Here is a 20,347-nt window from a genome sequence, read left to right on the forward strand (position 1 = left end):
TTAGTTGCCTGATGCAACGAGAATCTGATGCCCAGGGCACTGAGGCTTCCGGGCGTCGTCGTACCCTGTGGCAGGCCCTCGCGCGGCTGGGCCCCTATCTCGGGGGACTGAAGCTCCGCTGGACTCTGGGTCTGATCGCAGCCATCGCGGCCGGCGTCGTCGCCCTGACCATTCCGCAGGTTCTGCAGACCCTGGTCAACTCCCTGCTCGACGACGGCGCCCAGGTCAGCGCCGTGTGGAGCGCCAGTGGGGTGATCCTGGCCCTCGGGGTGCTGGAGGCCGGTCTGGTGTACCTGCGCCGCTTCTTCGTCATTCCGCCGGCCTCCGACGCCGAGACATCCATGCGCACCCGGCTCTTCGACAAGCTTCAGGACCTCTCCGCCTCCTTCCACTCCGCCTGGGGCGCCGGCCAGCTGCAGTCGCGCGCCATCGCGGACCTGAACCTGCTGCGCCGCTGGTTCGCCTTCGGCTCGCTGATGCTGATCACCTCGGTGGTGAGCCTGATCGTGGGCTTCACGCTGATGGCCACACTCTCCCCGCTGCTGGCAGTGGTCTTCCTCGGCGCCGCCTTGCCGATCATGGTCATCGGCCCGAAGTTCCGGCAGAAGTTCGTCCACTTCTCCCGCGCCTCGCAGGACCAGGCCGGTGACGTCGCCACCAAGGTGGAGGAGTCGGTGCACGGCATCCGGGTGCTCAAGGCCTTCGGTCGCGGCGACTATGCCCTGGAGGGCTTCACCCAAGAGGCCGATGAGCTGCGCGACCTCGAGGTCTCCAAGGCGCGGACGCTGGCCAAGTTCCTCATGGCCATGGTCATCCTTCCCGAGGGCATCCTGGGGCTGTGCCTGCTGATCGGACTCTGGCAGGTAGCGAACGAGGAGAGCACCGGGGTCGGTGTGGGAGCGCTGGCGGCCTTCTTCGCCACCGCTGCCGTGCTCAAGGGTCCCATCGAGGGTGTCGGCATGATGCTCGGGATGACCTTCACTGCCAAGACGGCGATCGACCGGCACGCCGATGTCATGGACACCGACACCGAGATCACCTCGCCGGCCACCGCGAAGACCGCCGAGGAGCATGGCGTGCTCGAACTGGCGGACGTGCACTTCCGCTATCCCGATGCCAAGGACGGCGAGCGGGACCTGATCGACGGGGTCAGCCTGCGCGTCGAGCCGGGGGAGACCATGGCGCTGGTCTCGGCCACCGGCGGAGGGACCTCCACCCTGATGAACCTGATTCCGCGGCTCTATGAGGTCACCGGGGGAGCGATCCTGATCGACGGCGTGGACGTCCGGGACTTCGCGCTGGCGGATCTGCGCTCCCGCATCGGCATCGCCTTCGAAGACCCGATCCTGTTCTCCACCTCGGTGAAGTCCAATGTGCTGCTCGGCACCTCCCACCTGCGCGACGCCGATGACCCGCAGAACCCTTCTCGGACGGCTGCCCCGGCGGAGGAGGACCTCGAGCAGGCGATGTACCGCGCACTGAGGATTGCCGACGCCGAGTTCGTCGAAGGCCTGCCCCAGGGTGTGGACACTCCCGTCGGAGAGGAAGGGCTGAGCCTCTCCGGTGGTCAGCGGCAGCGTCTCGCGCTGGCCCGCGCGATCGCCGCCTCACCGTCGGTGCTGCTGCTCGATGATCCCCTCTCCGCGCTGGATGTGCGCACCGAGGAAGCAGTGACCCTGCGCCTGCGCGAGGCGCTGCAGGGAACGACCACGCTCATCGTGGCCCACCGACCCTCCACCGTGGCGCTGGCGGACCGCGTGGCGCTGCTCGAGCATGGACGCGTCACCGAGGTCGGCACGCATTCCGAGCTGCTGGAACGCAGCCCGGAGTATCGCGAGGTCATGAGCGCCAGCGTGCGCCCGGTCAGCGCGGAGGAGGTGCTCAGCTATGAGTGAGACGCACGCAGTAGACGCTTCAGGGAGCGGCGAGACGGGCGACCGCTTCGCCCACCTGCGCGGCACGGCCGGTGAGGAACAGATCGAACTCGACCGCGAGGAGCGCGGCTTCATCCGTCGTCGCTCCTGGCGGCTGCTGGTCCAGCTCTCCGTCGGGGTGCGGCGCAAGCTGCTGCTCACCGCGATCTTCGTCGTGATTGCCCAGGCAGCACAGGCGTCGATTCCGCTGATCGTGGCCTGGGCCATCGACTGGGGCCTGCCGCGCATGACCGAGGGGCGCAGCTCGGGCATGTGGCTGCCGGGCAGTGCCTATATCGCCTGCGCGGTGACCGCCGGCATTCTGATCTTCCACTACACCAGGATGACCGCCGAAGCCTCCCAGGAGATGCTCTTCACCCTCCGCGGGGAGGTCTTCCGCAAGACCCAGGCGCTGAGCCTGGACTTCCACGAGGACTACACCTCCGGAAAGGTCATCTCTCGGCAGACCTCGGACCTGGAGTCGCTGCGCGAACTGCTCGACGGCGGCGTGAACTCACTGGTCCAGGGCGTGATGTTCATGTTCTTCACCGGTGTGACGATCTGGATCATGGACTGGCACTCCGGGCTGGTGCTCTTCGCCGCGCTCATCCCGATCGCCGTGATGGCGCGCTGGTATCAGCAGAACTCGGAGGTCGCGTACCGCCGGACCCGGGTCTCCTCCGCGAAGATGATCGTGCACTTTGTGGAGTCCATGACCGGCATCCGCGCCGTACAGGCGTTCCGTCGCGAGGATTCCCGCTCACGTCAGTACCGCCGACTTGCGGCGATCTATCGCGACGACATGATCCGCTCGATCTCGCTGTTCGGGGTGCTGCAGCCCTCGCTGATGCTCATCGGCAACCTCACCGTCACCGCCGTGCTGCTCTGGGGCGGGTACCGCGTCCTCGAAGGGGACCTGGGCATCGGTGTCCTGGTCGCCCTGGTGCTCGCCACCAAGCGCGTGTTCCAGCCGCTGGACATGATCGCGATGTTCTACAACTCGCTGCAATCCGCCACCGCCGCGCTGGAGAAGGTCTCGGGACTCCTCGAGGAGAGCCCCTCGGTCACCGAAGCCAGCAGCCCGGTGCGCCTGAAGAACGCCGCCGGTGACCTTCAGTTCGACCGGGCCTCCTTCCGCTACTCCGACGCCGGCCCGGTGGTGCTCCACGAGCTGGACCTGCATATCCCGGCCGGTCAGACCGTGGCCGTGGTGGGCAGGACCGGGGCTGGGAAATCCACGCTCGCGAAGCTGCTCGCCCGCTTCTATGACGTGAGCACCGGTGCGGTGAGGCTCGACGGCGTCGACCTGCGTGAGCTCGCTGTGGCGGATCATCACCGTCATGTGGCCATGGTGACCCAGGAGGCATTCCTCTTCTCCGGCACGATCCGCAGCAACATCGCCCTGGGCCGCCCGGACGCTGCCGAGACGGAGATCATCGCGGCGGCGAAGGCAGTGGGCTGTCACGAGCTGATCATGGAGCTGCCGGAGGGCTACGCCACCGATGTGGCCAAGCGCGGCGGCCGGCTCTCGGCGGGGCAGCGGCAGCTGATCTCCTTCGCGCGGGCTTTCCTCGCAGATCCGGCGGTGCTGATCCTGGATGAGGCCACCTCTTCGCTGGATCTTCCGAGCGAGGCGCTGGTCCAGCAGGGCCTCGAGCGGCTGCTGGGCAACCGCACCGCGCTGATCATCGCTCACCGGCTCTCCACTGTGGCCATCGCTGACCGCGTCCTGGTCATCGACGACGGCCGCGTGGTGGAGGACGGAGCCCCGGCGGAGCTGGCCGAGGCCGGCGGGTACTACGCCAAGCTTCATGCAGCATGGCAGACCTCGATGGGAGCCTGAGCACGAGCCTGAGCAGCCTCGGGCGACGCCGGCGACTGGTCGAAAACAGCGGCTGGTCGACTCAGTCCTCGCGCAGCAGCGAGGCCAGATGGTCCACGGCGTAGCGGTACCCGTTGAGGCCTGCCCCGGCGATCACCGCGACGGCGGCGGGGGAGATGAAGGAGTGACGGCGAAACTCTTCGCGGGCGTGGACATTGGAGAGGTGCACCTCGACCACGGGCAGCGCCACCGCGCGCAGAGCGTCGGCGATGGCGACGGAGGTGTGGGTATAGGCCGCAGGGTTGATGATGATGCCGTCGGCGCTGTCCTTCGCGGACTGGATCGCATCGATGATCGTGCCCTCGTGGTTGGACTGGACCAGCTCGACCTCGTATCCGGCTTCGCTGGCCGCCCGGCGGCAGAGGTCCTCGACATCGCCGAGCGTCGACGACCCGTAGATTCCTGGCTCGCGAGTCCCCAGCATGTTCAGGTTGGGTCCGTTGACGATCAGCAGACGTCCGGTCTTGTTCGACATGCTCACACACTACCGGGCCCCTCAACCTCCCCACACACGTTGAGGGGCGGATTCTCCGGGTATTTCACCCCTCTCAAGGGGCAAACCAGCCGTAAAATCCGCCCCTCAACGATCGGGTCGGGTGGGGTGGGGTGGTCGGGGTTTCGCCGGGTCAGGCGCCGTGCTTGGCGCGCATGTCCTCGGCGATCTGCTGCATCACCGACGGGTCCGCCAGCGTGGAGGCGTCTCCCGCCTCGCGCCCTTCGGCGACATCCTTGAGCAGACGGCGCATGATCTTCCCGGAGCGGGTCTTCGGCAGCTCGGGGACCACCAGCACATTGCGCGGCTTGGCGATCGCGCCGATCTCCTTGCCCACATGGGCACGCAGCGCCTGCTCCACCTCTTCCTTGTTTCCGCCCTCGGCCTCATTGCGCAGGATCACGAAGGCCACGACAGCCTCACCGGTGGTGGCGTCCTTCGCACCGACCACGGCGGCCTCGGCCACCTTCTCGTGGGAGACCAGCGCCGACTCGATCTCCGTGGTGGAGAGCCGGTGCCCGGAGACGTTCATGACGTCATCCACGCGTCCCATGAGCCAGACATCGCCGTCCTCATCGGTGCGCGCACCGTCGCCGGCGAAGTAGACATCGCCGAAGCGTGACCAGTAGGTCTCCTGGTAGCGCTCCGGGTTCTTCCAGATGCCGCGCAGCATGGCGGGCCACGGCTCCTTGATGACGAGAAGCCCGGCTTCACCCTTGTCCAGCGGCTTGCCCATCTCGTCCACGATGCCGATGGAGATGCCGGGCACCGCGGCCTGCGCTGACCCTGGCTTCGTGGCGGTCACGCCGGGAAGCGGCGAGACCATATGCGCGCCGGTCTCGGTCTGCCACCAGGTGTCCACGATCGGCGCCGGGTCTTCCTTGGGCGCCTTGCCGACGCCGTTGTTCGCACCGATGACTTCGCGGAACCACAGCCAGGCCTCGGGGTTGATCGCCTCGCCCACCGTGCCGAGCACGCGCAGGCTGGAGAGGTCGTACTGGTCCGGGATCTCGCGGCCCCATTTCATGCAGGTGCGGATCAGCGTCGGCGCGGTGTAGAACTGCGTGACCCCGTACTTCTGCACGATCTCCCAGAGCCGACCCTTGTGCGGGGTGTCCGGGGTTCCCTCATAGATGACCTGGGTGGACCCGTTGACCATGGGTCCATAGACGATATAGGAGTGCCCGGTGACCCAGCCGACGTCGGCGGTGCACCAGTAGACGTCGGTCTCCGGCTTCAGATCGAAGGTGTCGCGGTGGGTCACTGCCGTCTGCGTCAGGTATCCGCCGGTGGTGTGCAGGATGCCCTTGGGCTTCCCGGTGGTGCCGGAGGTGTAGAGGATGAACAGCGGGTGCTCGGAGTCGTGGGCCACATAGGCGTGCTCGGTGGACTGCTCCGGCACGAGGTCATGCCACCAGACGTCGAGGTCCTTGTTGAAGGCCACCTCTTCGCCGTTGCGCTTCACCACGACTACGTGCTCCACGGTGTGCCCGGGCTCGGCGAGCGCGTCGTCGACGGCTGGCTTCAGCGTGGACGGCTTGCCGCGGCGGTAGGAGCCGTCGGCGGTGACCACGAGCTTGGCCTCGGCATCATCGATGCGCGAGCGCAGCGCGTCGGAGGAGAATCCGCCGAAGACCACCGAGTGGATCGCGCCGATGCGGGCACAGGCCAGCATGGTGACGACCGTCTCCGGGATCATGGGCATGTAGATGGCCACTCGGTCGCCCTTGGTGAGGCCGAGGGACTCGAAGGCGTTGGAGGCGCGCGCGACGTCGTCGGCGAGCTCCTGATAGGTGATGCTCCGGGAGTCGCCGGGCTCGCCCTCGAAGTGCAGGGCCACGCGGCTGCCGTGGCCGGCTTCGACGTGGCGGTCCACTGCGTTGTAGGCCGCGTTCACCTCGCCGCCCACGAACCATTTGGCCACCGGAGCCTCGGACCAGTCGAGCACCTCGGTGAAGTCTTTGTCCCAGCTCAGCACGGAGCGAGCCTGGTCGGCCCAGTACCCGAGGCGGTCCTCGGCGGCCTTGTCGTAGCGTTCGGAAGTGGCGACGGCGTCCTTGGCGAAGGCCTCGCTCGGAGGGAAGATCTGACCCGATTTCTGCATCGTATCCAGCTTGTTCTCTGGCTCGGATTGGGGCGTCATGCGGTTCCTCCTTAGATACTCCTGTGTTGCCGATCACAATACATGTTTTCACCCTTCAGGTCTGAGGTGCAGGTCACACCGCACAAGGCATTCACGGGCCTCCGTAGAATGGTCCGGATGCCTGATCAGACAGCGTTGGGGAAGAAGCGCCGCGTGCGACGGATCAACCGTGTGCTCGGGGAGGTCTACCCCTATGCGGTGGCGGAGCTGGACTTCGAGACTCCCTTCGAGCTGCTCGTCGCCACGGTGCTCTCGGCGCAGACCACCGATGTCCGGGTCAACTCGATCACTCCCGAGCTCTTCCACCGTTGGCCCGATGCCGAGGCCATGGCGGCCGCGGATGAGGAAGAGCTCGCCGAGGTCATCCGGCCCACCGGCTTCTACCGCGCCAAGACCCGCTCGCTGCTGGGGCTCGCTGCGGCACTGGTGCGCGATCACGAGGGCCAGGTGCCCAACTCGCTGAACGAGCTGGTCCAGCTGCCGGGGGTCGGCCGGAAGACGGCGTTCGTGGTGCTCGGTGACGCCTTCGGCCAGCCTGGGCTCACCGTGGACACCCACTTCGGACGACTGGCCCGACGCCTGGGCATGACGCAGGAGCAGGATCCGGTCAAGGTCGAGCAGGATGTGGCGGCGCTGTTCGAGCGCAGGGACTGGACTCAGCTGTCCCAGCGGCTGATCTTCCACGGTCGGCGCATCTGCCATGCGAAGAAACCAGCCTGCGGAGCCTGCCCGATCGCGGCACTGTGTCCTTCCTTCGGCATCGGTGAGGTCGAGCCGGAGGCGGCGGCCGGTCTGCTGCGCTACGAGATGGCGCCCGGACGCGAGGAGCTGCTTGCCAAGATGCGGGCCGGACACACCCGCCGAGAGCTTCGAGCAGAGGGGTATCCGCTCAGTGCGTGACGATCCGCTCTCCCTGGCTGGCTCTGCCATCACTTCCCCTCTCGAATCCCTGGTGCAGCAGGGTGTCCGCTACACCGCCGAGCACCCCGAGGCCTCTGGTCACGGCGGATGGTGGAACCAGCAGCCGAGCCTCCGCCCGCCGAAGAAGACCCCCGAAGGCATGGAGCAGGCTCGCCAGGCGGCCGTGCTGATGCTCTTCCATGCCCGCGATCACGACGACGCCGCGCACCTCCTGCTCACCGAGAGGTCCCCGGGGCTGAAGAAACACCCTGGTCAGATCGCCTTCCCCGGCGGAGCGCAGGAGGATTTCGACCTCGACCCCACAGCGGCCGCGCTGCGCGAGGCGAAGGAAGAGGTGGGACTGGATCCGGCGCGGGTCCGCGTGCTCGGCGCGCTCCCCCCGGCGCCGGTGCCGGTCAGCGGATTCATGGTGACCCCGGTGGTGGGGATCGCGAGGACCACCGGGACGCTCACGCCGCAGAGCGGGGAGGTGGAACGAGTGCTCGAGGTGCCGGTGGATCAGCTGATCCTGCCGGAGAATCGCCGCACCACGGTGCTGAGCCGCCCAGGCGCCGTCCTCCGCGCCCCGGCGTTCCTGGTCGAGGGCACCCTGATCTGGGGCTTCACCGCGATCCTGGTGGATCGGATGCTCAACCGGCTCGGCTGGGAAGAGCCTTGGGACACCAGCCTGAACGTGGACCCGCGGGACCATCTTCCAGGGCTCTGATTCCAGGGCTCTGATTCCAGGGCTCTGATTCCAGGGCTCTAAGGCAAGGGCTCTGAGGCCCCGGGTCTGGGCCCTCGCGCTACATCGAGTGCACGGCCACGCCCAGGGCGTGGTCGACCCCCTGAATCGACTCGGCCTGACGTGCGGCCATCGATTCCAGCATCTCCCGCGTGCCTGCGGCGCCGCCCAGTTCGGCGAAGTACTGCTCATGTGCCTCGAGTGAGGCCATCCCTCGCCGCAGCGGCTCTCCGCTGATATCGACCAGGTGCGTGGCAGCCGCGCCGAAGACAAGCAGCTCGCGTGCTCCCCACGGCTCCAGCCGCTCCTGCTCCAGCAGCTCGCGGAGGACCCACGGGTTATCGGCATCGCGGACCGCATCGAGGGTCGCCAGCCCGGCAGCGCGATGATCTGCGTGATTCAGCCCCCACCCCACCTGAAGATCCCAGGTCTGTGTCATCACCACGTCGGGCCGGACCTGCCGGATGCGTCGAGCGATCTGCCGACGCGCGTCCAGCGAGGGCTCGAGCACCCCGTCCGGCAGATCAAGGATCACCAGATCCTCGACACCGACCAGCTCGCAGGCTCGCCGCTGCTCCGCCGCCCGGATCTCCGCGGCATCCTCGGGATCCTGGCTGCGCATTCCGGCTTCTCCGGCGGTGAGCAGCAGATAGGACACCTCGACCCCCAGCGCCGTCCAGCGCGCGACGGCGGCAGATCCGCCGTACTCCATGTCGTCAGGATGGGCGACCACGCACAGCACTCGGCGCAGCTGTGAATCCTCGTAGAACGGAAGGTCCGGTGATTCAGTGCTCATCGGATCAGTCTAGGCAGTTTTCCCCAGCTCCTCCCAGGGATCGGGGTGCCTCGGGGTTCTCCACCGAGGGACCGGCAGACCACCTGAGCCAGCGAGCGGGCGGCAGGCTGATTCTATGGAAACAGAAGCTCGGGTGCTGCTGATCAGCGGAGATGCGCAGCTGCGTGATGATGTGGCCCTGATCGCGGCAACGGTGGGGGCGGGGCTCGATTCGCGTGAGAGCTGGCACGGCGTCGAGCCGCAGCAGTGGGCGGTGCTGATGTGTGGACCGGATCACCCTCCACCCCAGCAGCGGCTGGCACGCCAGTCACTGCTGGTCACTCGCACCGAGGGCGATCCCAGCGCGGAACATGAGCTCTGGAGAACTGCAGCCGAGCATCCGGGGCTGCGGCCGGTTCCGCTGCCTGCCGGTGAGTCTTGGTTGGCGCGACACCTCAGTGAGGCGGTGCTCGACCGCAGTCCGGGGCGCGTGGTCGCAGTGGCCGGAGCGCTCGGCGGAGCCGGTGTCAGCACGATCGCCTATCTTCTGGCCGCGGAGCTGGTCGTCCGCGGCGCCTCGGCAGTGCTCGTCGATGCGGACCCCTCACCCGGGGCCGGCATCGCGTCGCTGGTGGAGGGACTCCGTTCAGGAAAGCATCGGGACGAAGGTCTCGGCGACAGCGAGAGGATCGGATGGGAGGTGCTCGGAGCGCTGGACGGAGAGATCTCCGCGGCGCAGCTGAGTGCCGCGCTGCCAGTCACGGAGGGTATACACGTGATCAGCGGCGCCCCCGGGGCCGAGGTGCGACGGCGCATGCTCCCACCCGTGGTGCACGCGGCTCGGCGTGCCTTCGACTGGGTGATCCTCGACGTCTCCCGAGACTACGAGGCGTGCCTGACTGTGCTGGAGCATCTCGATCACCTCCTCCTGGTGACATCCTGCAGCGCCGCCGGTGCCCGGGCAGCGCGGCAGGTGAGCCGTTGCTACCCGGAGCTGCCGCTCGCACTGCTGGTCAACGGGCTGAGCCACGCGGGGTGGAGCCCGAACGAGGTCGCCGGCACCACAGGCATCCCGCTGGCAGGCGATGTGCCCGAGCAGCGTTGGATGCGCCGAGAAGCCGAGCTCGGCAGCGCCTATGAGCTCCTGCGTTCCCGCCGCGGCGCGGCCTATATCGGCACGCTCCTGGAGTCCCTCGACAGCGATGCTGGGGGAGCCGGGGGAGTCGTGGGAGTTGAAGGAGCTGCTGGAACGCAGGTGCTGCATGAGTGATGCGAAGCTCGACGAGCTGCGCGAGAAGCTGACCTCCTCCGCCGAACCGGTGACGGCGGCACGGATCGCGGAGGCGGTCAGGGCCTCGGGATGGGCGCTCGGCTCCGCGACCACCGGGGAGCTCATCCGGATGCTGCGTGACGAACTGGTGGGACTCGGTCCGCTGCAGACGTTGGTGGACGAACCAGACATCACCGACGTGCTGGTCGATGGGCGCGGGCAGGTGTGGACCGATGGGGCCAGCGGATTGCAGCGGACCACGGTCCAGTTCGCCTCCGAGGAGCAGGTACGCGGACTCGCGAGACGGCTCATCGCACTCGCGGGAGGGCGGCTTGATGAGGGTCAGCCCTGCGCCGACGGGCGTATCGGCAACTGCCGCATCCACGCCGTGATCCCGCCCGTAGCGGTGGAGGGCACCATGATCTCGGTACGAGTCGCCCGGGGCATGGCGGGAACCCTGGAGCAGCTCGCGCAGCAATGGTCCGGCTCAGACATCTGGCTGCCGATCATCCGAGGCATGGTGGAGGCGCGGCTCAACGTGCTCATCTCAGGTGCCACAGGCTCGGGAAAGACGAGCCTGCTCGCCTCGATGCTGGCCGAGTGTCCCCACCACGAGCGCATCATCATCGTGGAGGACACCACTGAGCTGCAGCCAGACCACCCACACGTGCTCCACCTGCAGCAGCGGCGGGGAAATGTCGAAGGCGCCGGGAAGCTCGGCATGGGTCAGCTCGTCCGGGAGACCCTGCGCATGCGACCTGACCGACTCATCGTCGGAGAGTGCCGGGGCAGCGAGCTTCGCGACTTCCTCACCGCGATGAACACCGGTCACCGCGGGGCCGTCGGCACCGTTCACGCCAACTCGCCGGACTCGGTCCCCGCGCGACTGGTCGCCATGGGAGCGCTGGCGGACCTCTCACCCCTGGCCGTGGCGCTCCAAGCCAGTGCCGCCCTGGATGCCGTCATCCATGTGGAACGACGTCAGGGACGCCGATTGCCGACCGCGATCTCGCTGGTCACGTTCGACGACCACGCACTGTCTATGACGCCGGCGCTCCTCACTCAGCCGGCAGCGGGGGGCCAGTGGCGCACCGAGACGGGGCCGGGCTGGACCGAGCTCACCGATCTGATCGGCCTGCCGTGACCATCTCCGCCGCGACCGGACTGGCGCTCGCCGTCGCGGTCCTGCTTGGCATTCGGCCCGACCGGCGGACAGTCACGGTCCGATGGCCCGGAAGGTTCCGTGAGGCGGTGGCCCGCCGGGTGTCCCGCAGAGCGGGTCGTCAGCACACCGCCGAGCGTCTCCGCAGCGAGGCGGGACAGCTGCTGCGACAGTACGCCGCACTGTTACAGTCCGGACGGTCACAGCCGCAGGCCTGGGCGGACCTGAGCGCTCATTGGCGCTCGCGGACGCCGGGGCATCCACTGGCCGAAGTCTGCGCGCAGGCGTCTGCGGCGGAACAGGCAGGTCTGGGAGCAGTCGTCGGGCTGCGCCGCGCTCTGCAGACCTCCAGCTCTCCGGAGGACCTTCGGGAGACTGAGGTCCTGCGCGAGGTGCTTGTCGCTCTCATCAGCCTGCACGCGCTCTCGCAGACGACGGGCGCGCCGCTCTCCGAGCTGTGTCGCCGAGCGGCAGGCGCATTGGATGAGGCGACTGCGCTGCACGCGGCGATTCGCACGGCGGCCGCCGGTCCGCGGCTGACCCAGCTGTTGCTCACACTTCTGCCGGCAGGCGGACTGGGCATGGGGATGCTGATGGGCGCATCTCCGCTGACGGTGCTGCTGGGAACACCGTGGGGAGCCGGCGCGTTGCTGATGGGGACGGCGATGCTGGTGCTGGGCAGGTGCTGGAGTTCACGGCTGATTCGTTCAGTGAGTCAGCATGTCTGAGCCCGCGCTATTAGCCCCCGTGGTGTGTGCGCTGCTGCTGACCCTCGGTGCGCTCTTCGCTGTTCCGACCCGGATATCAGCTGGCAGTTCCCCGGGCCCAGAACATGCGGTCTTGCGCCGCGTGCGTGCCGTCCTCTCCCGACGGCGAGTCGAAGTCGCCCCTGCGCCGGATGCGGCGACCTTGTTGGATCTCACCGCGGCTGTGCTGCGCGCCGGAGTGGGTATCGAGGGTGCGCTGCAGCGGGTTGCCCACGATGTGCCGGGAGCGGAGCCGCTGGATCGCGTCTATCGGGCACTGACGCTGGGTCAGGAATGGGAGGACGCGTGGCAGTGCGTGGACCAGGACTCCGCGCTGAGGCGCTTCGGTGAGAATCTGGCTTTTGCCTACACCACCGGTGCCCCCACGGCGGAGCTTCTTGAACTCACAGCGGTCCAGGAGCGGGCGCGACGCCGGCAGCGCATCGACGAGCAGGCGGCCAGGCTCGGAGTCCAGATGGTGCTGCCGCTGGGGCTCTGCTTTCTGCCTGCCTTCATCCTGCTCGGAGTCATCCCGGTGGTCCTAGGCCTGATGCAGGAACTGGCGTAGCCTGAGCCTCATGTTGGTCGCCTTCTCCGTCGCCCCTGCCACCGCAGACACCCCCGAGGGGTCCGTCAGTGCCGCCGTCGCCGAGGCGGTGCGCATCGTGCGGGCCTCGGGGCTTCCGCACGAGACCACATCCATGTTCACCACCATCGAGGGTGAGTGGGATGAGGTCTTCGAGGTCATCCGACGCGCGACCGAGGCCGTGACCGCGGTCAGTTCACGCGTGAGTCTGGTGATCAAGGCAGATATCCGGCCAGGATTCACCAATCAGCTCACCGAGAAGGTCACCAGGCTTGAGGAACAGCTCAACCGCGAGTAAGCAGCTCGAGCTCCGCATGCAGATTGGCTCGCGCTTGAGACTCCCACCGGGCTCGACCCATAGCGGTGTGGAACAGCGTCGGACGCTCCAGCAGCCGTTGCAGCACCTGCGCGCGGCCGTGGCGGAAGTCCGTCTCTGCCACGTGCCGGTAGTCCTGGCGCACCGCCGCCGTGTATTGGGCGTACCGGGCCGGGTCTTGCGCCAGGATCTGTAGGTCTGCGTCCACCAGCACCGCCCCGTTGCGGTCATCAGGAAGAGGGTCATGGGTCTCGGTGACCCGGACCAGTCGTGCCGCCTCGCTCACCGCCGCGGCACCCAGCAGGGGTCCCAACCGCGTCTCGGCGAGCAGAGCGGATTCCTCTTCATCTGCCCCCGCGGCACCGGAGTAGACGGCGTCGTGGAACCATGCGGCGAGAGACACGACAGGGCGCTGGGCGTGCGGCAGCTCCCCGGCACGGTCGAGCGTGCCCACCCCGCGCAGCACGGCCGCAAGATGCGTCATCGCGTGGTAGCTGCGGTGCGGTTCGGACCACCGGTCCAGCAGCTCCTCCCCCAGCAGTCCCCAAAGCCGATTGAAATCCGCGGCCGGAGAGCGGGCGGCGTCGTCGTCGGTTAGTGCCTCAGCGGCCTGAAGGGTGTGACCCAGGCGGGACCAGGCGCGGGAGAGATTGGGCCGCAGCTTCTCCGGGCGGTGTGCGGCCGGGATGCGCAATCCGCAGCGCAGCAGGACCCGGGTCAGCTCACGGCCTGAGACGGGGACGGCGCCGCGGGAGACCAGATCTTCGTATCGGTGTGCCGGGACGTCGTAGTGGTCCTGGTCGAAGGCGCGAATGCTGATCCCTGCCGTCGCGGCGAGGTCATGCAGCTCCTGCAGGGAAGTGTCCGAGATCAGGTGTGAGAAGACCGTCCCGTGGGCGGGCCAACTGGGCGGGTCGATATAGATGGTCATCTACGTTTTTCATCCTCTGCATTTCGTCCCATTCCATTGGGCGGAAAACCTGAAACACCCCGCTCATCTGCATCAGTCAGTCTAGGAGAGGGCCTCGAACCCCCTAAAGTGGCACACACCACGGTAAAGTGTCGGAATACACATCGCACCGTGTATCGAAGCCGACTTTTGCCCATCGCATGAATCACTCCACGCACCACGACACCTTTTGAATGAGGAGAAGACCCATGAGAATGCGTCGCACCGCCATTGCGGTCACAGCTGCCGCCGCCCTGACTCTGTCCGCCTGCGGCGGAGGAGACGAAGAGACAGCCGAGGGTGAGGCTGCCACCGGAGATGAAGACAGCTACACGAACGAACTGACCTTCGGCACCGGCAGCACCGCCGGCACCTACTTCCCGCTGGGCGATGAGCTGGCCGCCATCTATGAGGACAACATTGAGGACGTCAGCGTCACCGCCATCGAGACCGGCGGCTCCGCAGACAACCTGGGTGGCATCTATCAGGAAGAGATGCAGCTGGGCCTGACTCAGAATGACACCGCCGCAAGCGGCGTCGCCGGTGAGATCCCGGACCTTGAAGATGTGCAGCTGGACAACTTCGGCTGGATCTCGAACCTCTACCCGGAGGCCGCGCACATCATCGTCCGCGAAGACTCCGGCATCGAGTCCATCGAAGACCTCGAGGGTCAGACCATCGCCGTCGGTGACGCCGGCTCGGGCACCCGCGCGATCTCCGACGCGATCCTCGCTGCCCACGGCATCGAAGAGGGCGACTACACCGCTGAGGTCGCCGACTTCGGATCCTCCACGGATATGCTCGCCGACAGCCAGATCGACGCCTCCATCTTCGTGGTGGGCACCCCGGTGGCCGGTCTGACCCAGCTGGCAGCCTCCACCGACGTCCGGCTCCTGGGCATCGAAGATGACATGACCGACGCGATCTCCGAAGAGTCCGGCGCCGAGTCCTATGACATCTCCGCCGATGCCTATGATTTCCTCGATGAGGACGTCACCACGGTCTCGGTGTTCGCGGCCCTGGTCGCTTCCACCACCCAGGTCAGCGAGGACCTCGCCTACGAGATCACCGCGGCGACCTTCGAGAACGCCGGCGACATCACGCTCGAGGTCGGCGAGAACATCACTGAGGAGAACGCGCTCACCGGCATCGGCGATGTGCCGCTGCACCCCGGTGCGGAGCGTTACTTTGAAGAGCAGGGCATTGACCTGCCGTGACACGCAGCACTGCTGAAAAGCGTTCCCCGGCTCCTGCTGATCAGCAGGAGCCGGGGGTCGGCGCCGAGGAGAGAGCCGCCGAGATTCTCCGGCAGCACGACACCTCCAGTCGATTCCGCACGGACCTGGGCTTCTGGACATGGATCGTGGGCGGGATCTCCGTGGCCTTCACGCTCTACCACCTCTACTACGCGCTGGAGCGGCCATTCACCGGCTGGATCCACGGCGCCATTCACCTCGCGGGCGCCACCTCGCTGGTGTTCATGCTCTACCCGGCGAGCAAGCGACTGCTCAACGCCAAGCCCAGCGGAGTCCTCTGGAAGGACCTGCTCCTGGGGCGCGGACGAGGCATCCCCTGGTACGACGTGCTGCTCGCCGTCGCAGGCATCGCCTGCAATCTCTACATCGTCTTCCGCTACGACTACCTCGTGGGCAACGCGGTGCAGATCCTCGGCTTCAGCAACATGGACTACGCCGTCGCCGTCGCCGGCACGCTGCTGGTGCTCGAGGCGACCCGCCGCTGCGTGGGTCTGCCCATCGTCATCATCGCGAGCGTGGCCATCGCCTACGGCATCTTCGGCAACCTGAGCCCGATCTTCCCGCACCGCGGCCGGTCCTGGGATGCCTTCGCCACGGAGACCTTCCTCTCCACGCGATCGATCTTCGGCACCCCGCTGCAGGTCTCTGCGGACTTCATCTTCCTGTTCCTGCTCTTCGCCGTGGTGCTGCTGCGCACGAACATCGGCCAGTTCTTCAACGACCTGGCCTTCCGCGCGGCCGGCAAGTACACCGGCGGACCGGCCAAGGCCGCAGTCGCCGCTTCAGGACTCCAGGGCATGGTCTCCGGGTCCTCCGTGGCGAACACCGTGGCATCGGGCTCCTTCACGATTCCGATCATGAAGAAAGCCGGCTTCAAGCCGCACTTCGCCGCCGCCACGGAGGCCACCGCCTCCACCGGCGGGCAGCTGATGCCGCCGATCATGGGCGCTGCGGCGTTCATCATGGCGCAGAACGTGCCCAACGTGGAGTACAACGAGCTGATCGTCATCGCGATCATCCCCTCGCTGCTCTACTTCCTCGGCGCCTTCCTCTCGGTGCACTTCGAAGCGAAGCGCCAGCACATCAAGGGAATGCCCGTGGAGGAGCTGCCCAGCGTCCGCGGGCTGATCACGCGGATCGATCTGCTGCTGCCCCTGGTGGTCATCGTGGGCACGCTGCTCTCCGGCCTGACCCCGACCCGGGCGGCGCTGCTGGGCATCGGAACGGCGATCGTGCTGAGCTTCTTCCGCTCTTCGACCAGGCTCAACCTGCGTGGCTTCATGGAGCTCTTCGTCGCCGCGGCGCGGACCGCGCTGCCGGTGATCGCTGCCTGCGCCACCGCCGGAATCGTCGCGGGCACCGTCACGGCCACCGGCCTGGGCGGCCAGCTCGGCCGAGGCCTCGTCGCGATCGCAGGAGGCAACTTCCTGCTGGTGCTCTTCTTCGTGATGATCGCCTGCATCATCCTGGGCATGGGCCTGCCGACCACCGCGAACTACGTGGTCACCGCCTCAGTGGCGGCACCGATCTTGTACAACAACTTCGAGGTCCCGCTGATCGCGGCCCATATGTTCGTGTTCTTCTTCGGCATCCTGGCGGACATCACCCCGCCGGTCTGTCTCGCGGCCTACGCCGGCGCCGGCATCGCGAACGCGAACCCGATGCGGGCAGGTGTGGCCGCCGTGAAGATCGCGCTGGCCGGCTTCCTCATCCCCTACGTGTTCATCCTGCAGCCGGCACTTCTGCTGCAGGGCAGCTGGGATGAGCTCACCGTGTCGCTGCTGACCGTGATCGTGGGAATGATCGCGCTCGCCTCCGGGCTGGCGGGATTCCTGTTCCTCCGGGCCACGATCATCGAGCGCGCGCTGCTGGTCGCGGGCGGTCTGCTGCTGATCTACCCGGATCTGATGATCTCGGTGGTCGGCATGGTCGCCCTGGCAATCGGCGTAGTCCTGCAGTTCGCCCGCCGTGGTCGAGGAGCTCCGGAGCCTGAGGACGAGGACTCCGACGACGACGCGCCCGCCGAGTCACGAACCAGCACCGTGAGCGCGGACGCCGCGCCTCGCGGAACCTGATCGGCTCGGCTGCCCCGGGGCAGCGCTGATCCAGCGAGAAAGGCTGAGGGCCCGACCGGTATCCGGTCGGGCCCTCAGCCTTTCTCCCTAGGGTCTCCGCGCGCTACTCGCCGCCGAGGCTGAAGCTCGCCTCCAGCTCCTGATCGGAGTAGGTGCGGAACGCGACCATCGTCTCGGTGTCGTGCACCGTGGCGACCTTGGAGATCTTCGCGGGCACCAGGTCGCTGAGATCCTCGAGATTCGGCGTCTTGACCATCGCCACGAGATCCCATTTCCCGGTCACGGAGTACACCGCCTGGACCTCTTCGATATTGGCGATGTCCTGCGCGGATTCGGGGATCCGATGCGGATCGGTCTTCATCATGACGAATGCGGTGACCATGTTCTTTCGCTGCCTCTCAGCCGGTGAGACTTCTTGAGCACTTCTGCACTCACAGCGTACTGCGCGCAAAGGGGCGAGCTCAGGCCCGGAAGCGCTGCTGTCGAGTCTCGTGGGCGGCGATGACCTCGGTTCGCACGCTGTGCCCGAGTCCGGCGACGGTGGGCACCTGCACGATGCCCTGTTCGGCTGTCACCGGTGGATCGATGATGTCTTCGGCGTAGTACTTCTCGGAGGCCGAGACGTCCGAAGGCAGAGTGAACCCGGGCAATGAGGAGATCGCCACGTTCGCGGCGCGCCCGACTCCGAACTCATGCATCCCTCCGCACCAGACCGGCCAGCCGGCTTCCAGCGCCATGGCGTGCGCGTCGCGGGCGGCGCTGAGCCCGCCCATGCGCGAAACCTTGATGTTCAGCACATTGCCGGCCTTCAGCGCCAGGGCGGTGCGAAGGTCATCGAGCGTCTCCACGGACTCGTCCAGGCAGACGGGAGTCTCGATTTCCGCGGTGAGCAGCGCGTGGTCGAGGAAGTTCTTCGGCGCGAAGGGCTGCTCGATCATGGTCAGCCCGAACGGGTCCAGAGAACTCAGCACCTCGAAGGCCTGCTCGCCACCCGGTTCCCGGCTTCCCGGGTAGGCCCCGTTAGCGTCCACATGGACGTCCAGGTCAGGGAATGCCTCGCGCACGGCGCGCACGGGCGCCACGTCCCAACCTGGCGCGATCTTCAGCTTGACCCGGGGGTAGCCGGAATCCACATGGCGCGTGACCTCGGCGAGGAGCGCCTCGATGCTGGGCTCGATCCCGAGCGAGACCCCGGCGACGACGGATTCGCGCTCGCCCCCGAGCGCGCGGGCCAATGGGATCGACTCTGCGGCGCTCCACATCGCCCAGGCCGCCATCTCGACGCCGGCCTTGGCGAAGAAGTTGCCGCGGACCTTGCCGTAGAGACCCGCGATCTCGTCAGGATGCTCCCACTGTGCGCCGAGCACGGCGGGGATCAGATGCTCAGTGGCGGTCTGCCACGCCGTCGTCGTCGTCTCGGGGGCGTAGAACGGACCGGCGGGGGAGGCGATCTCGCCCCAGCCGACGGTCCCGTCGGCGTCGATCATCTCGACCAGCAGGTGTCGCAGCGAGGACTTGCGGTGAGAGCTGGTCTCAAAGGCATGTCGCAGGGGCAGTTCAACATCGTGGAGCACAATCTCGACGGCGCGCATCAGATATACAGTCCCATCTCGTGGATCAATGATTCTCTTTCGGTCAGCCGACGGCGGCTGCCCTTGGCACTTGCCGTGGTCAGAGCGGTCAGCAGGTGGATCACAGCAGCGACGCCGGTGGCAGAGTCGGTCACGGAGTCGGAATTCGTCGGCACGATCACGGCTTCGCTGCAGTGGGCCACCAGCGGGGACTCCGCCGAATCGGTGACTGCCACCACGGCCCCGCCTCTACGGGCAAAGGCCTCGGCGAGCTGAGCCGTCTCACGGCGGTAGCGACGCATGGAGAACGCGACGAGCACATCGGTGCTGCGCACATCGGTGAGCACGTCGATCCCGCGGGTGCTCAGGCCATCGATCAGGGAGACCTGAGAGACCCCGTGTGAGAGGTCGAGGTCCAACAGATGTGCGAACGCGGCCGAGCGTCCGTGGCCCACGATGAACCGGCGTCGCGCGCCGGCGATGACACCGGCCGTGCGGGCCAGCGCGTCGTCGTCCGCTATCCCGGCGAAGACTCGTTCGAGGTTCTCGCGCTCCTTGCGGATCAGGCGGGCCTGCAGGGATTTCGCGGAGGCGCGCGGGGACAGGGTGGCGCCGAATCGGGCGGCGGGGTTGTCGGGGCCGCGGCTGTCGGACCAGCTTTCCTCTGCCGGGGCGCTGGCTTCCTGGTCGCGGTGGGTCTCGGCGCTCATGCGGGGCGCAGAAAGCTATAGACAGCGAGGTCCTCGGTGATGCGATGGCAGGAGGTCGCCATGAAGCCGTGTTCGAAGAGATCGCTGAAGCGGGTGCGGAGCAGGCCGATCACCTGTTCATCGGTGGGCTGCTGTGCGGGAACGACGAGCAGGGCGGCGTCGGGGCGCATCTGGATCTGTCCTGGCTCCGTGAGCTCTTCGTCGCTGAGCGCAGCCTCCAGGTTCTCCGCCGCGGCAGAGGAGGCCGGTTCAGCGGCGGAGCCGTCCAGTCGCCATTCCACGGTGATCCGGTCGGTCCCGGGCCCCGCGAGAGCGTCCTTGGTGAACCAGCGGCCCTGTGCTCCGAGCACGTCAAGATTGAAGTGTGCATTGCGGCTGATCATCGGGTTGTAGGTCCAGCGCATGCGGCTCGCGCCCTGACGGTGTGCCACGGCTGCCTGGACGTTCTTCAGCGCCCTGCCAACACCTTGTCCCTGCAGGTCCTGGGACACCACCGCGGCTTGGGAGAAGTGATAGATATGCGGGTCCTCGGTGCTGGTATCCACTGCAGTCCAGCCGAATGCCATGCCGCGCACCACACCCGCCGGGTCGACGGCGCCGACCACCGTCCCGCCGTAGGTGAGCAGGTTCTTGAGCAGGCGGGCGTTGATTCCCTGATCCTCGCCGCTGTAGGAGAACACATCACGGTATAGCCGGCACGCAGCCTCGAGCTCGGCGTTATCGGTGAGGCTGCGGACGGTGGTGCCGTCCTCGAGGGTGAGCGACTCGGCAAGGGCGGGCCCTTCGGGTGCAGCAGCGTCCTGGTCGGTCATGGGGTCCTCTCGCAGCCTGAACATGTTCTTACGTTGCGTATCA

Annotated in this window: 19 protein-coding genes; 11 read left to right on the forward strand and 8 right to left on the reverse strand. The window is 67.2% G+C overall.

What is annotated here, in order from left to right; genetic code table 11:
• Positions 1–11: 11 nt before the first annotated feature.
• Complete coding sequence (locus IY716_RS09425) at positions 12–1,895, forward strand: ABC transporter ATP-binding protein (protein WP_218221263.1); 1,884 nt, start codon at positions 12–14, stop codon at positions 1,893–1,895.
• Positions 1,888–3,756, forward strand: a complete 1,869-nt coding sequence (locus IY716_RS09430) for an ABC transporter ATP-binding protein (protein ID WP_218221264.1) — start codon at positions 1,888–1,890, stop codon at positions 3,754–3,756. The genes IY716_RS09425 and IY716_RS09430 overlap by 8 nt, the downstream gene beginning before the upstream one ends.
• Before the next feature lie 61 nt (positions 3,757–3,817).
• Here IY716_RS09430 and aroQ read toward each other — a convergent pair whose 3' ends face one another.
• Both aroQ and acs read right to left on the reverse strand, forming a co-directional pair.
• Positions 3,818–4,270 (reverse strand): type II 3-dehydroquinate dehydratase, encoded by a 453-nt coding sequence (aroQ, locus tag IY716_RS09435; RefSeq protein WP_218221265.1) that lies wholly within the window; start codon positions 4,268–4,270, stop codon positions 3,818–3,820.
• A 151-nt stretch (positions 4,271–4,421) separates the two neighbouring features.
• Positions 4,422–6,431 carry an acetate--CoA ligase gene (gene acs / locus IY716_RS09440; protein WP_218221266.1) on the reverse strand — a complete coding sequence of 670 codons (2,010 nt, stop codon included), beginning with the start codon at positions 6,429–6,431 and terminating at the stop codon, positions 4,422–4,424.
• Between the two features lie 108 nt (positions 6,432–6,539).
• On the opposite strand from acs, the gene nth reads away from it, so the two are divergent.
• Positions 6,540–7,331, forward strand: a complete 792-nt coding sequence (gene nth / locus IY716_RS09445; protein WP_369699656.1) for an endonuclease III — start codon at positions 6,540–6,542, stop codon at positions 7,329–7,331.
• Entirely contained in the window at positions 7,324–8,058 is a 735-nt protein-coding gene (locus tag IY716_RS09450; protein ID WP_218221268.1) for a CoA pyrophosphatase, read from the forward strand. The genes nth and IY716_RS09450 overlap by 8 nt, the downstream gene beginning before the upstream one ends.
• A 79-nt stretch (positions 8,059–8,137) precedes the next feature.
• On the opposite strand, the gene IY716_RS09455 is transcribed toward IY716_RS09450, so the two are convergent.
• On the reverse strand, positions 8,138–8,872 hold the full coding sequence (locus IY716_RS09455) for a PIG-L deacetylase family protein (protein ID WP_218221269.1): 735 nt from the start codon (positions 8,870–8,872) through the stop codon (positions 8,138–8,140).
• A gap of 115 nt (positions 8,873–8,987) precedes the next feature.
• On the opposite strand from IY716_RS09455, the gene IY716_RS09460 reads away from it, so the two are divergent.
• Genes IY716_RS09460 through IY716_RS09480 form a run of 5 tightly spaced genes read left to right on the forward strand, consistent with a single transcriptional unit; the run spans position 8,988 to position 12,913 of the window.
• Positions 8,988–10,121 carry a hypothetical protein gene (locus IY716_RS09460; protein WP_218221270.1) on the forward strand — a complete coding sequence of 378 codons (1,134 nt, stop codon included), beginning with the start codon at positions 8,988–8,990 and terminating at the stop codon, positions 10,119–10,121.
• Positions 10,114–11,265 carry a TadA family conjugal transfer-associated ATPase gene (locus IY716_RS09465; protein WP_218221271.1) on the forward strand — a complete coding sequence of 384 codons (1,152 nt, stop codon included), beginning with the start codon at positions 10,114–10,116 and terminating at the stop codon, positions 11,263–11,265. The genes IY716_RS09460 and IY716_RS09465 overlap by 8 nt, the downstream gene beginning before the upstream one ends.
• Positions 11,262–12,011 (forward strand): hypothetical protein, encoded by a 750-nt coding sequence (locus tag IY716_RS09470; RefSeq protein WP_218221272.1) that lies wholly within the window; start codon positions 11,262–11,264, stop codon positions 12,009–12,011. The genes IY716_RS09465 and IY716_RS09470 overlap by 4 nt, the downstream gene beginning before the upstream one ends.
• Positions 12,004–12,597, forward strand: a complete 594-nt coding sequence (locus IY716_RS09475) for a type II secretion system F family protein (RefSeq protein WP_218221273.1) — start codon at positions 12,004–12,006, stop codon at positions 12,595–12,597. Before IY716_RS09470 ends, IY716_RS09475 begins: the two co-directional genes overlap by 8 nt.
• A gap of 10 nt (positions 12,598–12,607) precedes the next feature.
• Positions 12,608–12,913: a thiamine-binding protein gene (locus tag IY716_RS09480; RefSeq protein ID WP_218221274.1), complete on the forward strand. Its 306-nt coding sequence runs from the start codon at positions 12,608–12,610 to the stop codon at positions 12,911–12,913.
• Here IY716_RS09480 and IY716_RS09485 read toward each other — a convergent pair.
• A complete protein-coding gene (locus tag IY716_RS09485) occupies positions 12,900–13,862 on the reverse strand; it encodes a DUF4031 domain-containing protein (RefSeq protein WP_218221275.1) in 963 nt (320 codons plus the stop codon). The genes IY716_RS09480 and IY716_RS09485 overlap by 14 nt on opposite strands.
• Positions 13,863–14,089: 227 nt before the next feature.
• Here IY716_RS09485 and IY716_RS09490 point away from each other — a divergent pair, with 227 nt between their 5' ends.
• Complete coding sequence (locus IY716_RS09490; protein ID WP_218221276.1) at positions 14,090–15,097, forward strand: TAXI family TRAP transporter solute-binding subunit; 1,008 nt, start codon at positions 14,090–14,092, stop codon at positions 15,095–15,097.
• Complete coding sequence (locus IY716_RS09495; protein ID WP_218221277.1) at positions 15,094–17,211, forward strand: TRAP transporter permease; 2,118 nt, start codon at positions 15,094–15,096, stop codon at positions 17,209–17,211. Before IY716_RS09490 ends, IY716_RS09495 begins: the two co-directional genes overlap by 4 nt.
• A 103-nt stretch (positions 17,212–17,314) precedes the next feature.
• On the opposite strand, the gene IY716_RS09500 is transcribed toward IY716_RS09495, so the two are convergent.
• From IY716_RS09500 to IY716_RS09515, 4 genes are all read right to left on the reverse strand, one after another.
• The gene (locus IY716_RS09500) at positions 17,315–17,593 is read right to left on the reverse strand and encodes an Lrp/AsnC family transcriptional regulator (protein WP_036476260.1); all 279 of its coding nucleotides are present in this window, start codon (positions 17,591–17,593) and stop codon (positions 17,315–17,317) included.
• A 79-nt stretch (positions 17,594–17,672) separates the two neighbouring features.
• Positions 17,673–18,803: an o-succinylbenzoate synthase gene (gene menC, locus IY716_RS09505; protein WP_255316490.1), complete on the reverse strand. Its 1,131-nt coding sequence runs from the start codon at positions 18,801–18,803 to the stop codon at positions 17,673–17,675.
• Positions 18,803–19,492 carry a MurR/RpiR family transcriptional regulator gene (locus IY716_RS09510; protein ID WP_218221278.1) on the reverse strand — a complete coding sequence of 230 codons (690 nt, stop codon included), beginning with the start codon at positions 19,490–19,492 and terminating at the stop codon, positions 18,803–18,805. The genes menC and IY716_RS09510 overlap by 1 nt, the downstream gene beginning before the upstream one ends.
• A complete protein-coding gene (locus IY716_RS09515; protein WP_218221279.1) occupies positions 19,489–20,304 on the reverse strand; it encodes a hypothetical protein in 816 nt (271 codons plus the stop codon). The genes IY716_RS09510 and IY716_RS09515 overlap by 4 nt, the downstream gene beginning before the upstream one ends.
• Between the last annotated feature and the right edge of the window lie 43 nt (positions 20,305–20,347).

The sequence above is a fragment of the Nesterenkonia sp. Act20 genome, assembly GCF_019173455.1.
In the GTDB taxonomy this organism is placed as follows: Bacteria; Actinomycetota; Actinomycetes; order Actinomycetales; family Micrococcaceae; genus Nesterenkonia.

What these genes read in the sequence shown, in the direction of transcription:
- IY716_RS09425 (WP_218221263.1), top strand. Translation starts at nt 12, where the DNA reads ATGCAACGAGAATCTGATGCCCAGGGCACTGAGGCTTCCGGGCGTCGT.
- IY716_RS09430 (WP_218221264.1), top strand. Translation starts at nt 1,888, where the DNA reads ATGAGTGAGACGCACGCAGTAGACGCTTCAGGGAGCGGCGAGACGGGC.
- aroQ (WP_218221265.1), bottom strand. Translation starts at nt 4,270, where the DNA reads ATGTCGAACAAGACCGGACGTCTGCTGATCGTCAACGGACCCAACCTG.
- acs (WP_218221266.1), bottom strand. Translation starts at nt 6,431, where the DNA reads ATGACGCCCCAATCCGAGCCAGAGAACAAGCTGGATACGATGCAGAAA.
- nth (WP_369699656.1), top strand. Translation starts at nt 6,540, where the DNA reads ATGGTCCGGATGCCTGATCAGACAGCGTTGGGGAAGAAGCGCCGCGTG.
- IY716_RS09455 (WP_218221269.1), bottom strand. Translation starts at nt 8,872, where the DNA reads ATGAGCACTGAATCACCGGACCTTCCGTTCTACGAGGATTCACAGCTG.
- IY716_RS09460 (WP_218221270.1), top strand. Translation starts at nt 8,988, where the DNA reads ATGGAAACAGAAGCTCGGGTGCTGCTGATCAGCGGAGATGCGCAGCTG.
- IY716_RS09465 (WP_218221271.1), top strand. Translation starts at nt 10,114, where the DNA reads ATGAGTGATGCGAAGCTCGACGAGCTGCGCGAGAAGCTGACCTCCTCC.
- IY716_RS09475 (WP_218221273.1), top strand. Translation starts at nt 12,004, where the DNA reads ATGTCTGAGCCCGCGCTATTAGCCCCCGTGGTGTGTGCGCTGCTGCTG.
- IY716_RS09480 (WP_218221274.1), top strand. Translation starts at nt 12,608, where the DNA reads ATGTTGGTCGCCTTCTCCGTCGCCCCTGCCACCGCAGACACCCCCGAG.
- IY716_RS09485 (WP_218221275.1), bottom strand. Translation starts at nt 13,862, where the DNA reads ATGACCATCTATATCGACCCGCCCAGTTGGCCCGCCCACGGGACGGTC.
- IY716_RS09490 (WP_218221276.1), top strand. Translation starts at nt 14,090, where the DNA reads ATGAGAATGCGTCGCACCGCCATTGCGGTCACAGCTGCCGCCGCCCTG.
- IY716_RS09500 (WP_036476260.1), bottom strand. Translation starts at nt 17,593, where the DNA reads ATGGTCACCGCATTCGTCATGATGAAGACCGATCCGCATCGGATCCCC.
- menC (WP_255316490.1), bottom strand. Translation starts at nt 18,803, where the DNA reads ATGCGCGCCGTCGAGATTGTGCTCCACGATGTTGAACTGCCCCTGCGA.
- IY716_RS09510 (WP_218221278.1), bottom strand. Translation starts at nt 19,492, where the DNA reads ATGAGCGCCGAGACCCACCGCGACCAGGAAGCCAGCGCCCCGGCAGAG.
- IY716_RS09515 (WP_218221279.1), bottom strand. Translation starts at nt 20,304, where the DNA reads ATGACCGACCAGGACGCTGCTGCACCCGAAGGGCCCGCCCTTGCCGAG.